12 protein-coding genes are annotated in these 13,797 nt (G+C 64.8%); 8 read left to right on the top strand and 4 right to left on the bottom strand.

Features of this window, described 5'->3' with window-relative positions:
• Nucleotides 1-11: 11 nt before the first annotated feature.
• The 3 genes from BGP85_RS03450 to BGP85_RS03460 form a co-directional block, all read right to left on the bottom strand.
• The gene (locus BGP85_RS03450) at nt 12-833 is read right to left on the bottom strand and encodes an ABC transporter ATP-binding protein (RefSeq protein ID WP_103447668.1); all 822 of its coding nucleotides are present in this window, start codon (nt 831-833) and stop codon (nt 12-14) included.
• A gap of 63 nt (nt 834-896) precedes the next feature.
• Nucleotides 897-1,922 carry an aromatic ring-hydroxylating dioxygenase subunit alpha gene (locus BGP85_RS03455; protein ID WP_103447667.1) on the bottom strand — a complete coding sequence of 342 codons (1,026 nt, stop codon included), beginning with the start codon at nt 1,920-1,922 and terminating at the stop codon, nt 897-899.
• Between the two features lie 38 nt (nt 1,923-1,960).
• Nucleotides 1,961-2,986, bottom strand: a complete 1,026-nt coding sequence (locus tag BGP85_RS03460) for an ABC transporter substrate-binding protein (RefSeq protein ID WP_103447666.1) — start codon at nt 2,984-2,986, stop codon at nt 1,961-1,963.
• 623 nt (nt 2,987-3,609) lie between these two features.
• Between BGP85_RS03460 and BGP85_RS03465 the strand changes: the two genes are divergently transcribed.
• Nucleotides 3,610-4,416, top strand: coding sequence for a hypothetical protein (locus BGP85_RS03465; protein ID WP_181004500.1), 807 nt, complete (start codon nt 3,610-3,612; stop codon nt 4,414-4,416).
• Nucleotides 4,417-4,463: 47 nt separating this feature from the next.
• Here the strand turns inward: BGP85_RS03465 and prpR are convergent, their stop codons facing one another.
• Nucleotides 4,464-6,410 (bottom strand): propionate catabolism operon regulatory protein PrpR, encoded by a 1,947-nt coding sequence (gene prpR, locus BGP85_RS03470; protein ID WP_103447664.1) that lies wholly within the window; start codon nt 6,408-6,410, stop codon nt 4,464-4,466.
• A 200-nt stretch (nt 6,411-6,610) separates the two neighbouring features.
• Between prpR and BGP85_RS03475 the strand changes: the two genes are divergently transcribed.
• From BGP85_RS03475 to BGP85_RS03505, 7 genes are all read left to right on the top strand, one after another.
• Nucleotides 6,611-7,669, top strand: a complete 1,059-nt coding sequence (locus BGP85_RS03475) for a phosphotransferase family protein (protein ID WP_103447663.1) — start codon at nt 6,611-6,613, stop codon at nt 7,667-7,669.
• A complete protein-coding gene (locus BGP85_RS03480; protein ID WP_103447662.1) occupies nt 7,666-8,022 on the top strand; it encodes a DUF6285 domain-containing protein in 357 nt (118 codons plus the stop codon). The genes BGP85_RS03475 and BGP85_RS03480 overlap by 4 nt, the downstream gene beginning before the upstream one ends.
• 50 nt (nt 8,023-8,072) lie before the next feature.
• Nucleotides 8,073-9,245 (top strand): acyl-CoA dehydrogenase family protein, encoded by a 1,173-nt coding sequence (locus tag BGP85_RS03485; RefSeq protein ID WP_103447661.1) that lies wholly within the window; start codon nt 8,073-8,075, stop codon nt 9,243-9,245.
• Nucleotides 9,245-10,012 (top strand): SDR family NAD(P)-dependent oxidoreductase, encoded by a 768-nt coding sequence (locus tag BGP85_RS03490; protein WP_103447660.1) that lies wholly within the window; start codon nt 9,245-9,247, stop codon nt 10,010-10,012. The genes BGP85_RS03485 and BGP85_RS03490 overlap by 1 nt, the downstream gene beginning before the upstream one ends.
• Nucleotides 10,013-10,108: 96 nt before the next feature.
• A complete protein-coding gene (locus BGP85_RS03495; protein WP_103447659.1) occupies nt 10,109-11,761 on the top strand; it encodes an acyl-CoA synthetase in 1,653 nt (550 codons plus the stop codon).
• A 56-nt stretch (nt 11,762-11,817) separates the two neighbouring features.
• On the top strand, nt 11,818-12,141 hold the full coding sequence (locus BGP85_RS03500) for a DUF485 domain-containing protein (protein ID WP_103447658.1): 324 nt from the start codon (nt 11,818-11,820) through the stop codon (nt 12,139-12,141).
• Nucleotides 12,138-13,796 (top strand): cation acetate symporter, encoded by a 1,659-nt coding sequence (locus BGP85_RS03505; RefSeq protein WP_103447657.1) that lies wholly within the window; start codon nt 12,138-12,140, stop codon nt 13,794-13,796. The genes BGP85_RS03500 and BGP85_RS03505 overlap by 4 nt, the downstream gene beginning before the upstream one ends.
• The last annotated feature ends 1 nt before the right edge of the window (nt 13,797 follow it).

Here is a 13,797-nt window from a genome sequence, read left to right on the forward strand (position 1 = left end):
TGGTAATGCCCTCAGCAATGATCACTGTTGGCCTGGGCCAACAGCTGGGACAGGTGTGCGCATTGTGCGATGAACGCCGGCGAGGTGCGGTAGGCCTCGTCACGCTCGGGTGGGCCGTCGATGGCTACATCGGCGATCACCCGGCCGGGGCGGGCCCCCATCACCACCACCCGCGACGACAGGTACACCGCCTCGAAGATGCTGTGGGTGACGAACACCACCGTCAGGTCGCGCTCGGCCCACAACTGGCGCAGGTCGCTGTCGAGCTTGTTACGGGTGAACTCGTCCAGCGCACCGAACGGTTCGTCCATCAGCAGCAGGTTGGGCTCGGTGGCCAGCGCCCTGGCGATGGAGGCACGCATCTGCATGCCTCCGGAAAGCTCGCGTGGGTACACACCGCCGAATGCCCCCAGGCCTACCAGTTCCAGGGCAGCCTGCACCCGTGGCTGGCTTTGCGCCTTGGGCACGCCGGCAAGGTCCAGGGGCAGGCGCACGTTGTCCTGCACTTTGGCCCAGGGCATCAAGGTGGCCTCCTGAAACACCATGGCAAGGCCTGCACCCGGCGCTTCCTTGCCCCACCAGCGTACATGGCCAGCGCTGGGTCGTTCGAGGCCTGCGAACATTTTCAGCAGGGTACTTTTGCCGCACCCCGAAGGGCCCAGCAGCGAGACGAATTCGCCTCGGGCGATCGCCAGTTTCACGCGGCTCAAGGCATGGGTGCCGTTGCCGTAGGTTTTTTCCACCTGGTTGGCGAACAGCGGCGTGTCCACCCCGATGAGGGGCGAAAGGGCTTGCGGTTGGGCCGTCGCGGTAGGAAGGGTGTGCATCAACATAGCGCTCTCCCCGTAGGTCATGAGCAGTTGAAAATGCCCCGGCGCAGCGGGGCGCTGTGCAGGTCAGTGGCTGAGGAACACTTCGCTCTCGCCATGGGCTTCGAGCAAGCCCAGCAACTGGCGGCGAATCACCAGCCCGGGCTTGTCCGAAGGCATGTGCAGCTCGACTCGCCGACGGGTGTCGACGCAGGCGTCGGGGTCGGTGGCCTCGAGGATGTCGCGGTCCTCGGCGGTGATCGCCGCATCCCAGTCGATCAGCTCCTGGGTGGAGCACTGCGCTTCGCTGTCGTTGCGGTACAGCCACTGCACCAGCATCAACCGGCCGTCATCGATGGGCGTGGCGCAGTTGTAGATGATGTGGTGGATACCGCTGTTCGGGTACATGCAGCCGAAGCGCCGTGAAAATGGCAGGTAGTAGCGGTTGACCAAGTGGCGCTCGGTGATTGGCGCGGTGGTGCCGGTGATACGAAAGCTCGCCTCGGGGTTGCGGATAGGCACGCGGGTTTCGGCCTCGAAACCATAGTCGGTTTCGCGGAACTCATAGCTGGCCGGTTGCGGCTGGTCGAACAGGCCGAAGTTGGCCTTGTGCACGAATGAAAAATGGGAGTTGTCGAAGGAGTTCTCCATTACCCGCAACGGGCTGGTTTTCCATTCTTCGTAGAACTGGAAGATGCGCCGGTAACCGGGGGCGCCGTCTTCGGGGAACTCGGGGATCGGCTGCAGCGGGTCGTCCAGCGCGACCCAGGCATAGCCGTATTTCGCCTGGCAGTGATAGGCCTTGACCGCAGCACCCGGGGGGATGGCGCCGCAGGGGTTCTGCGGGATTTTCACGCAGGCACCGCCGGCGTCGTATTCCCAGCCGTGGTAGCCGCAGGCGATGTTGCCGTCTTCGCTGACGAAGCCTTTGGAAAGCTTGGCAGTGCGGTGGCAGCAGCGATCACGCATCGCCACCGGGGTGCCGTCGGGGCGCTTCCACAGCACCAGCGCTTCACCCAGCAGAGTGAACGGTTTAGGGCCATCGTCCAAGGCGCTCAGAGGTAGCAGGGCATACCAGAAGCGGCGCAGTACAGGTTGTTGGGTAACCAGCATGATCGGGTTTCCTCACGGCATTCGAGTTTTTATGGGGTTCAGCGGCTGGCTGCCTGGTCGGCAACGGGCAACACGTGCAGGCCTTGCACGAAACGGGTGGTATAGGCCTTTTGCCACGGCGCCTCGGCACCGAGCAGGCCAGCCTGCACCATGAAGTCGCGGGTGGCGTGCCAGCGCGCGTCGTTCATGGTGCCGATGCCTTGGCTTGCAGCGTCGCCACCGGTAACCAGGCGGTATTGCTTGAGGGTGCTCACGCCCCAGGCCAGCAGTTCGTCGCTCATGTTGGGGTTGTCACGCTTGATCAGCGCATTGCCGGCTGCAGGGTTGTCGAGGTAGCGCTTCCAGCCCTCCATTGAGGCGCGCACGAAACGCTCGACCCGCTCCGGGTGCTGTTCGATGACGTCCTGGCGGGTCGCCACGGTGGAGCCGTAGGGCGGGTACCCGGCATCGGCGAACAGGAAGAAGTTGGGCTGCTGGCCGGCCTTCCTGGCCTGGAACAGCTCGGAGCTGGCGTAGGCCTGCTGGGTGGTGTCGGGGTTGGCCAGGAACGGCTGCAGGTTGAAGGTGTACGGCCGCGCCTGGTTGTCCGCCAGCTGGTACTTGGCCTTGAGCCACGGCCACCAGGTTTGCTGGCCCGAAGTGGAGACCAGCACCTGTTTGCCCGCCAGGGCATCCAGGCCGGTGACATCGGCGTGGGTCATCAGGCCTTGGAGGTCACCCTGGAATGGCGCTGCCACTGCGACCACCGGCAAGCCTTGCTCGACGCTCTTGAGGATCTGCAGGTCATAGTTGACGATGAAATCGGCCTGCTTGCTGACCAGCAACTGCATGCCGTTGACCTGCGGGCCACCCATGCGAATGGTCACATCCAGACCTTCATTTGCATACAATCCATCGGCCAGGGCTTGATAGAAACCGCCCTGTTCGGCCTGGGCGTACCAAGAGGTGAGCAGCACCACGCGGTCATTGGCGCTGGCATGGGGCGCCAGTGCCACGGCGGCGGGCAGCAGCGCGGCCAGCAACCGCGAGCGAAGCGGGTGACCCAAGGCAAAGCGAGTGTTCATGTTGTGTTCTCCACCTCGATTGGGAAATCGCCGTGCGCCGTTGGGCACGCCAGCGAGTGCGCCGGGCGGTGGGAACTTGGGAAAGGGAGAGGGTACACGGGTGACGCTGCTCTCTTGCCCGTGGCCGTTCAGGCCGCGTTCAACCATCCGCTCGGATGTACGCCCGGTACAGGGCGCAAGAGCAATGTCCCATGCCGCTTTCGGCACTGACCGCTTCTACTCGCAAGAGTCTGAAGCCAGAAGCGTGCCAGCTTGCACATGCTGCCAAAATCCGGGGAGGTGCGGCGAAGGGCCGCGTCGCCAGTGAATCGAGAAGGTGCAGGGCTCGATGTCGAAGCGCCATTAAAGTGCGCAATGCAGCCTTGATAGGTACTCAATAAGGTTATGGATTGGCCACAATCCTTTGTATGGCTTGTATCCTATGAATTGGCACGCCCTCTGCTTGGGGTCACCCGAGTAGAAGCGGTCAGTGCCGAAAGCGGCATGGGACATTGCTCTGGCGGCCTTGCGCCGCCCACCCGGCATGGGTGGTGCCTCGGTGCGAACCGGGGCCAGGGGAGAGGTCGTCCACTGCTACGCCCCCTTGCCGGTCAATCACAATAATTCTGACCCAAGGGATGCACATGAAACCGAACCGTATTTCCTGGCTGCGCCATGGCCTGTTGCCACTTTGTACCATGCTCGGCTCCACCGCCCAGGCTGGCCCACTGCTGTGGAACGACAACAGCCTGAGCTACCTGTATGGGCACAACTACAAGGTCGATGGCACCGGCAACGACATCCAGCAAACGGTCACCTTCGAGCATGCCAGCGGTTGGACCTGGGGCGATGTGTTTCTGTTTGTCGACAACAAGTGGTCCAACGGGCTATCGGGCAGTGATGGCTACACCTACTACGGTGAATTCTCTCCGCGCTTATCGCTAGGCAAGGTCAGCGGCCACAACCTGCGCTACGGCATCGTCAAGGATGTGCTGATCGCTGCCACCTACGAGCGCGGCGAAGGGCGCATTCGCAGGTACCTGCTGGGGCCTGCGGTCGACCTTGACCTGCCCGGCTTCGATCGCTTTTCGCTCAACACCTATTACCGCAAGCCTGATGGCATCACGGGCAAGGCATCCGGGCAGTGGCAGATCAACCCAACCTGGGCGTTAACCCTGCCGCTGGGGCGTTCGGACATCTTGTTCGACGGGTACCTGGAGTGGTACGTCAACGACGTGGGCACCAAGGGTACCGCCAACTATGTGGCCAAGAGCTTTCACTTCAACCCGCAGATCAAGTACGACGTGGGCAAGGCCCTTGGGCAGGCGCCGAAGCGTTTTTATGCGGGGATCGAGTGGGACTACTGGTCGGACAAGTATGGGATCGAGGACAGTCACGGCTTCCCGACAGACCAGAACGCGGTGAGTGCACTGGTGAAGGTGCACTTCTAAACGGGTCTTCATGGCGCTGGGAGTGGGCTTGCCCGCGAAGACCTGATTCACCGCGCGGACCTGAGCCTTCGCCATAACGTGGTCCGGCTGATTCCCAACTGCCGCGCCGCTTCGTCGAGATTGCCCTGGCAATTTTCCAGCGTTTCCTGCACATGGCGCAGTTGAGCGGCTTTGCCGACGCTGTTCAGGTCCGATGCACGGAGTGTCCGGGGCCGGCCGGTCGGCGGCACACTGTCAGACAACTCGGGCAGTACCCGCGCCAGGTACTGTTCGTCCACGCCGTGCTCCCCCAGCAGTTCGCGCGCCGAGAGCATCGCTCGCTCGATCACGTTCTCCAGCTCACGCACATTGCCTGGCCACCCATAACGTGTCAGGTAAGGCAACAGGGCGCTTGGCACCTGTGCCGCGCCGGGCGGCTGGCCCTGGACCAGCAGGCGCTGGCTGATACCCCGGCAGATCAAGGCGATATCCTCGGGGCGCTCGCGCAAGGGGGTGGTTTGCAGGCGCAAAATGTTGAGCCGGTAAAATAGGTCGGTACGAAAATGGCCATCTTCCATCGCGGCGCGCAGGTCCTGGTGAGTGGCGGCGATGATGCGTACATCGATGGCAATCGGCTCGGTGCCGCCCAGGCGCAGCACTTCGCGTTCTTGCAGTACCCGCAACAGGCGCGTCTGCAGCGACACAGCCATGTCACCGATCTCGTCGAGGAACAGCGTGCCACGGTGTGCCACTTCGAACAGGCCGGGCTTGCCACCCTTGCGCGAGCCGCTGAAGGCGCCTTCCTCATAGCCGAACAGTTCGCTTTCCAACAGCGATTCCGGGAACGCTGCGCAGTTGATGGCGACGAAGGGGCCTTGCCGACGCGGGCTCTCGTTATGAATGCCCTGGGCCAGCAACTCCTTGCCGGTACCGCTTTCACCGGTGATCAGCACGGTTGACTGGCTGGCGGCGAAACGTCTGGCCAGCTGCAGCATTTCGCGGTTGGCCCGGCTGTTGCCGTCGAGCTGCTCAAGCCGATAGCGGGCGGTGAAGGCGCCGGGGCGGCGGGTGGAGCGGATGCGTTGGTCCGCGCGCTGCACGGCGATGGTGTCCTGGCAGGTCAGGACCAGGCCGGTGCGCTGGCCGTTCTCGAGGATCGGCAGCAGGTTGCTGACCACTGCATGTGAGCCGAGCCGGATCACCCGGTTTTCCTCGCCACCCTCTGCAAACGCCTGCTGCAGGTCCAGTTCCGGGCACAGCTGCTGCAGCGGACGGCCCAGCGCCGCGCTCAGTGGCAAATCCAGCAGGTGGGCCAGGGCCGGATTGAGCGACTGCACCACGCCCTGGTTGTCGACTGCCGCCACGCCGGTGGGGATGTGTTGCAGCACGGCGTTCAAGTGCCGCCGCTTGGCCATCTCGATACGTTGGCTGTCGAGAATGCCCAAGGCCTCTTCGAGGGCCTTGCGCACGGTGTCTTCGCTCAGCGAAAGCACGCCGTGCAGGCCTGCCTGTTCTGCCAGTTCCACCACCGTCGAAGAACCGATGATGCTGCGACATCCCAGTCGGGCTGCCTGTTCGACCTCTTGGCGAGCTTCCTCAAGGGAGGTATAGGCGGCCTGGTGGACCTGCACCGTGAACAACGCGGCCATGGCCCGCAGGCCTTGGTCGATACGGTGGTAACTGAGCAAGGCCACTTGCGAGGCATGTTCGCGCGCCTGCCCCAGCGCACGCAGCAGGTCATCGCCGCCCACGCGCATGGTCAGTACCGGGCGCGCCAGGTGTTTGCGCAGGTAGGCGGCAGTGGCCCCGGCACAGATGAACACGTCGGCCTCGCCCCGCAACTCCAGTTCGCGGGCGACTTGCAGCGCCTCGGTCACCGACGTGTCGAGTACTTCGATGTGGGTGTCGGGATAGTCCGACGCGAGCGCGGCCACCATATGGGCGAGGCGGCTGCGTTGCCGTGGGCGCTGCAGGTGGCTGATCAGCACGACGACCTGAGCGGTGGGGGAGTGCATGATCGTGGCCTTTCAGAAATGAAGTGTTTCCATATTGAATCAAGTTGTTTCATCTATGCAATACGGTGCGTGATCAGGATTTCCTGGGAATCGCTGCAAGCCATGTTTGGCAAGGCCTGCAGGTGATCCTGGCGAAGTTGGCCCGGGCGTTGCTCTAGCGGACCTGCCCATTTGAAACCGATGGCAGGGACCCTAGATTCATGAGCATTTCCTCTACGACGTGTCCGGCAAGCGATGCGCTCGCGGCCGTGACCGACGAGCAGCGCCTTGTCGACTTTATCCGTGAACAGGCAACGGCAACGCATGTTGACATTCAAACCCGCAAGCGCCTGAGCGGCGGTGCCATCCAGGAAAACTGGCTGCTCGAACTGCTGATCGAGGGCGGCCCCTGGGCCGGTGCACGGCGCTGGGTGTTGCGCAGCGACGCGCTGTCGGCGCTGCCGGCCAGCCTCGACCGTGCGCAGGAGTTCGCCGTGTTGCAGGTGGCCCACCAGGCCGGGGTGAAAGTACCGCGGCCGCTCTGGCTGTGCCGCGATACGCAGGTCTATGGGCGGGTGTTCTTCCTGATGGAGCATGTGTCGGGTGTCGCTGCCGGGCGTTTGCTCAGCGCAGGGGCCGGAGCCCAGGGCCAGGCGCGGCTGGCGGAACAGCTCGGCGCCAACCTGGCGCGCCTGCATCAGGTCCGCCCACCGAGCGTGGCCCTGGACTTCCTGCCGGTACCGCAGCGCTCGCCAGCCCTGGCCAGCGTCGATGCTTATCGCCGTTACCTCGACACCCTCGTCGATGCCTATCCGGCACTGGAGTGGGGCCTGCGCTGGTGCGAGCTGCATGCACCGCGCGACAGCCGTCTGTGCCTGCTGCATCGCGATTACCGTACGGGCAATTACCTGGCCAGCGAGCAGGGGTTGGAGGCGGTGCTGGATTGGGAGTTCACCGGTTGGGGCGACCCCTGCGAGGACCTTGGCTGGTTCACTGCCCCCTGCTGGCGCTTCACGCGCCCTGACCTGGAGGCCGGCGGCATCGGCCAGCTGGCGGATTTCCTGCGTGGCTACCACCAGGTATCGCCACTGTGGATCGAACCCGACCAGCTGCACTACTGGCAGGTGCTGGCGACTCTGCGCTGGGCGGTGATCGCACTGCAGCAGGGGCAGCGCCACCTGTCCGGCGAAGAGCCTTCCCTGGAGCTGGCGCTGACTGCGCGCCTGTTGCCGGAGCTTGAACTCGACATCCTGAACATGACCGGAGCCGATGCGCCATGACCCAGCCGTACGCCCATGAGTTGCTCGAAATCGCCCGCCAGACCCTGCTGGAGCAGGTATTACCGGCGCTGTCCGGCGAGCTTCGCTATCCGGCGTTGATGATCGCCAACGCCATGGCCATCGCCGCCCGGGAAAACCGTCTGGATGCCGCCGCCAGCCTTCAGGAGCAGGCGCATCTGACCGCGCTGATCGATGCGCCCGCCCCGTCGTTGCAGGAAGCCCGACGCCAGCTGGCGCAAGCGATTCGCCATGGTCGCCACGACACCCCGCACAGCGCTCGTAGCCTCGTCGAGACGCTGCGCCGGGTGACGCTCGACCGGCTGGCGATCAGTAACCCCAAGGCCGTGCGCTGAGCGCGGCAAGCCCCTGTTTCAAAACCGACAAGTACGAAGAGGGAAACCCATTGAATTTCGCGCTCTCAGACGAACTGCTTGAACTGCAAGCCAGAACCCGTGCATTCATTACCGAGCAAATCATCCCGTTGGAAAACGACCCACGCCAGGACGCTCATGGCCCCAGCGACGCGCTGCGTAGGGACCTGCAGGCCCGCGCCCAGGCAGCGGGCCTGATGACGCCACACGCCAGCCGTGAAATGGGTGGGCAGGGCCTGAGCCATGCGGCCAAGGCCATTGTCTTCGAAGAGGCCGGCTACTCGCCCCTGGGGCCGGTGGCGCTGAATATCCATGCCCCGGACGAAGGTAATATCCACCTGATGGACGTGGTGGCCACCGAAGCACAGAAGGACCGTTGGTTGCGGCCTCTGGTCCAGGGGCACGTGCGTTCGTGCTTTGCCATGACCGAACCGGCGCCGGGCTCGGGCTCCGATCCGTCGATGTTGCGCACGACCGCCACCCGCGATGGCGACGACTACCTGATCAACGGCCGCAAATGGTTGATCACCGGGGCCGATGGCGCTGGCTTCGCCATCATCATGGCGCGTATGGAGGATGGCTCGGCGACCATGTTCCTCACCGACATGCAGCGCGACGGGATCATCCACGAACGTCAGCTGGATACCTTGGACAGCTGCTTCACCGGCGGCCACGGGCAGCTGCGCTTCGACAACCTGCGGGTGCCGGCCAGCGATGTGCTGGGCGAGATCGGCAAGGGCTTCCGCTATGCCCAGGTGCGCTTGGCGCCTGCGCGCCTGACCCACTGCATGCGCTGGCTCGGGGCCGCACGACGGGCCCATGACATCGCCTGCGACTATGCGCGCACCCGCGATGCGTTCGGCAAGCCGCTGGGCGAGCACCAGGGCGTGGGCTTCATGCTGGCCGACAATATGATGGACCTGCATGTGGTGCGCCTGGCGGTCTGGCACTGCGCCTGGGTGCTCGACCAGGGCCAGCGCGCCAATGTCGATTCGAGCATGGCCAAGGTGATCAGCGCCGAGGCGCTGTGGCGGGTGGTCGATCGCTGCGTGCAGGTGCTGGGCGGGCGCGGGGTGACCGGGGAAACCGTGGTGGAGCGGATCTTCCGCGACATTCGCCCGTTCCGCATCTATGACGGCCCGAGCGAAGTGCATCGCATGAGCCTGGCGAAGAAACTCCTCGACCAGCATCCGGGAGGCCACTGATGCAGCCGACTCTTGCCCGACTGTTCGCCCTCGATGGGCGGCGCGCCCTGGTGACCGGTGCCTCCAGCGGCCTCGGCCGACACTTCGCCATGACCCTGGCGGCGGCAGGTGCCGAGGTGGTGGTGACCGCCAGGCGCCTGGCGCCGCTGCAGAGCCTGGTCGAGGCGATCGAACTGGCCGGTGGTCGCGCCCAGGCCTTGGCCCTCGATGTGACCTGCCGCGATGACGTATGCCGGGTGCTCGACGCCGCGGGCCCGCTGAATGTGCTGGTCAACAACGCTGGGGTGAGCGACAGCCAGCCATTGCTGGCCTGCGACGACCAGAGCTGGGACCGGGTGCTCGACACCAACCTCAAGGGCGCCTGGACCGTGGCCCAGGAGTGCGCCAGGCGGATGGTCGCCGCAGAGCAGGGCGGCAGCCTGATCAACGTGACCTCGATCCTCGCCAGCCGCGTGGCCGGTGCGGTCGGCCCTTATCTGGCGGCCAAGGCCGGGCTTGCTCACCTGACCCGCGCCATGGCCCTGGAGCTGGCGCGCCATGGCATCCGGGTAAACGCCCTGGCGCCGGGCTACGTGATGACCGAGCTCAACGATGCGTTCCTGGCAGGTGAGGCCGGGGAGAAGCTGCGCGCACGCATTCCCAGCCGCCGCTTCAGCCAGCCGCAGGACCTCGACGGCGCCTTGCTGCTGCTCGCCAGCGATGCCGGGCGGGCCATGAGTGGCGCCGAGATCGTGGTCGACGGCGGGCATCTGTGCAGCAGCCTGTGACCTGGGGCGGATCAGCGCCTGGCGCAAGAACAACAATAAGCAGGAGACCTATATGTACCTTCAATGCCTGAATAACGTGTCAACGGGGTGCCCGTCATGATTCACCCAACCTTCGAGCATGAACTCGCCCCCAACGAAGCCAACCATGTGCCGCTTTCACCCTTGTCGTTCCTCAAGCGCGCCGCCCAGGTTTACCCGCAGCGCGACGCCGTGGTGTATGGCGAGCGGCGTTACAGCTACCAGCAGTTGCACCAGCGCAGCCGCGCCCTGGCCAGTGCGCTGGAGCGAGTCGGCGTACAGCCAGGCGAGCGGGTGGCGATACTGGCGCCGAACATCCCCGAGATGCTCGAGGCGCACTATGGCGTGCCGGGAGCGGGGGCCGTGCTGGTGTGCATCAATATCCGCCTGGAGGCGCGCAGCATCGCTTTCATCCTGCGCCACTGCGCGGCCAAGGTGCTGATCTGCGACCGCGAGTTCGGCCCGGTGGTGCAACAGGCACTGGCCATGCTCGACACACCGCCACTGCTGGTAGGCATCGAGGATGAAGCGGCCGAGCAGGGCGAACTGGCCGACGACCTGGACTACGAGGCGTTCCTGGCCCAGGGCGATCCGGCAAGGCCGCTGAGCGCGCCGCAGAACGAATGGCAATCGATTGCCATCAACTACACCTCCGGCACCACCGGCGACCCAAAGGGCGTGGTGCTGCATCACCGTGGCGCCTACCTCAACGCCTGCGCCGGGGCGCTGGTTTTTCAGCTGGGTCCGCGCAGTGTTTACCTGTGGACTTTGCCGATGTTCCACTGCAACGGCTGGAGCCACACCTGGGCAGTGACCTTGTCCGGTGGCACCCATGTGTGCCTGCGCAAGGTCCAGCCTCAAGCGATCCACGCGGCGATTGCCGTGCATGGTGTGACCCACTTGAGCGCCGCGCCAGTGGTGATGTCGATGCTGATCCACGCCGAACATGCCGGCGCGCCTGGCGGGCCGGTTTCGGTGATCACTGGCGGCGCCGCGCCGCCCAGTGCGGTGATCGCCGCCATGGAGGCCCGCGGGTTCAGCATCACCCATGCCTACGGCATGACCGAGAGTTACGGCCCCAGCACTCTGTGCCTGTGGCAGCCGGGCGTCGACGAACTGCCCCTGGAGGCCCGCGCCCGGTTCATGAGCCGCCAAGGCGTTGCCCACCCGATGCTTGAAGAGGCCACGGTGCTGGATCTCGACAGCGGCCACCCGGTGCCGGCCGACGGCCTGACGCTGGGCGAGCTGGTGGTGCGTGGCAACACGGTGATGAAAGGCTACCTGGACAACCCTGAGGCCACCCGCAGCGCCCTGGCCGCCGGTTGGCTGCACACCGGCGACCTGGCGGTGCTGCACCCGGACGGTTACGTGGAAATCAAGGATCGGGCCAAGGACATCATCATTTCCGGTGGCGAGAACATCAGTTCGCTGGAAATCGAGGAGGTGCTCTACCAGCACCCCGAGGTGGTCGAGGCCGCGGTGGTGGCGCGCCCGGATTCGCGCTGGGGCGAGACACCCCATGCGTTCGTCACCCTGCGCGCCGATGCGCTGGCCACTGTCAGCGAAGGCGACCTGATCCGCTGGTGCCGTGAGCGCCTGGCGCATTTCAAGGCGCCGCGACATGTGTCGCTCACGGAGCTGCCCAAGACCGCCACCGGCAAGATCCAGAAGTTCGTCCTGCGCGAGTGGGCCCGGCAACAGGAGGCGCAGACCGCCGACGCCGAGCACTGATTGAGCTGCAACACCTGCACACCCCATAACAACAAGTACATTGATCGAGGTGTCCCATGTCCAGCCTGTTATACGCGCGTGTTCGCGCCAGCGCCCGGTTCCAGCAACTGGTGACGCGCAGAAACCGTTTTACCCTCAGCCTGTTCGTGCTGATCCTGGGCACATTCTATGGCTACATCGCGTTGGTATCGTTCTGGCCCGAGCTGATCGCCACGCGCCTGGCCGAGGGGTCGAACATGACCTTCGGCGTCGCGGCCGGCGCTTTCCTGTTCGTGTTCTTCTGTGCGCTGTCGGCGTTCTATGTGTACCGGGCCAATGGCGAGTTCGACCGCTTGACGCAGGCGCTGGTTGCCGGGCTGGAAGAGGAGCAGGGCGCATGAAGAAAATACTGCTTCTGGCTTTGTTGCTGCACTCCGGCCTTCTGTTTGCATCGCCTGCGCTCGAGGCGGGCCAGCGTCAGCCGCTCAACCTGCATGCGATAGGCATGTTCATGGTGTTCGTGCTCTTCACCTTGTGCATCACCTGGTGGGCAGCGCGGCGCACCCGCTCGACGGCGGATTTCTACAGCGCCGGTGGCGGCATCCTGGGCTGGCAGAACGGCCTGGCGCTGGCCGGTGACTACATGTCCGCCTCGACGCTGCTGGGGATTACGGCGCTCATCTACACCTCCGGCATGGATGGCTACATCTACCTCATCGCCTTCTTCGCGGGCTGGCCGGTGTTGCTGCTGTTGATGACCGAGCGGTTGCGCAACCTGGGCCGCTTCACTTTCGCCGACATCACCTCGTACCGCCTCGACCAGGGCAAGGTGCGCACCATGGCCGCCATCGGCTCGCTGACCGTGGTGTGCTTTTACCTGGTGGCGCAGATGGTCGGGGCCGGGCAGCTGATCAGGCTGCTGTTTGGCCTGGACTACCACATCGCCCTGGTGATCGTCGGCGTGCTGATGATGCTGTATGTCACCTTCGGCGGCATGGTGGCGACCACCTGGGTGCAGATCATCAAGGCGTTCCTGCTGCTGGTCGGCGGCTCGCTGGTGCTGTTCCTGGCGATGCGCCAGTTCGACTTCAGCTATGACACGCTGGTCACCCAGGCCATGGACACCCATGCCCTGGGCGAGCGCCTGCTGGCGCCCGGCAGCCTGCTGGCCGACCCATTGACCGCGCTGTCGCTGAGCCTGGGGCTGGTGTTCGGCACCGCCGGGCTGCCGCATATCCTGATGCGTTTTTTCACCGTCAGCGATGCCCGCGAGGCGCGCAAGTCGGTGCTCTATGCCACCGGGTTCATCGGCTATTTCTTCAATGTCATTTTCCTGCTGGGCCTGGCGTCGATCGTGATCGTCAGCCAGCAGCCGCAGTTCTTCGAAGGCGGGCAGGTGGGTGGCAAGCTGCTGGGCGGGGGCAACATGGTGGTCATGCACTTGGCTCAGGCGGTTGGCGGCAACTTGCTGCTGGGTTTTTTGTCTGCCGTGACCTTCGCTACCATCCTGGCCGTGGTGTCAGGCCTGGCGCTTGCGGGAGCTTCCGCCATCGCCCATGACCTGTATGCGCGGGTGATCATGAAGGGCGCGGCCAGCGAGGCGCAGGAGCTGCGGGTGACCAAGCTGGCCACCCTGGGGCTTGGGTTGGTGGCGATAGCTCTGGGCATCGTGTTCGAAAACATCAACGTGGCCTTCATGGTCGCGCTGGCGTTCGGCATCGCCGCGTCGGCCAACTTTCCGGTGCTGTTCCTGTCGATGTTCTGGTCGGGGTTGACCACGCGCGGCGCGTTGGCTGGTGGCTACGCGGGGTTGGTCAGCGCCATTGGCTTCGTGGTGTTTTCCAGGCTGGTGTGGGTGGATGTGTTGCACTTTGCCGAGCCGCTGTTCCCCTATACTCAGCCTGCGCTGTTCTCCATGCCGCTGGCGTTTGCAGTGGCGTATGGCGTTTCCCGGCTGGACCGGTCTGCGCGAGCCAAGGCGGAAAGGGCGGCGTTCGCCGACCAGTTCGTAAGGGGTCAGACCGGCCTTGGCGCCAGCGGTGCGGTCGATCATTGAT

Origin of the sequence: Pseudomonas putida (assembly GCF_002906855.1) — a bacterium.
Classification (GTDB): domain Bacteria; phylum Pseudomonadota; class Gammaproteobacteria; order Pseudomonadales; family Pseudomonadaceae; genus Aquipseudomonas; species Aquipseudomonas putida_N.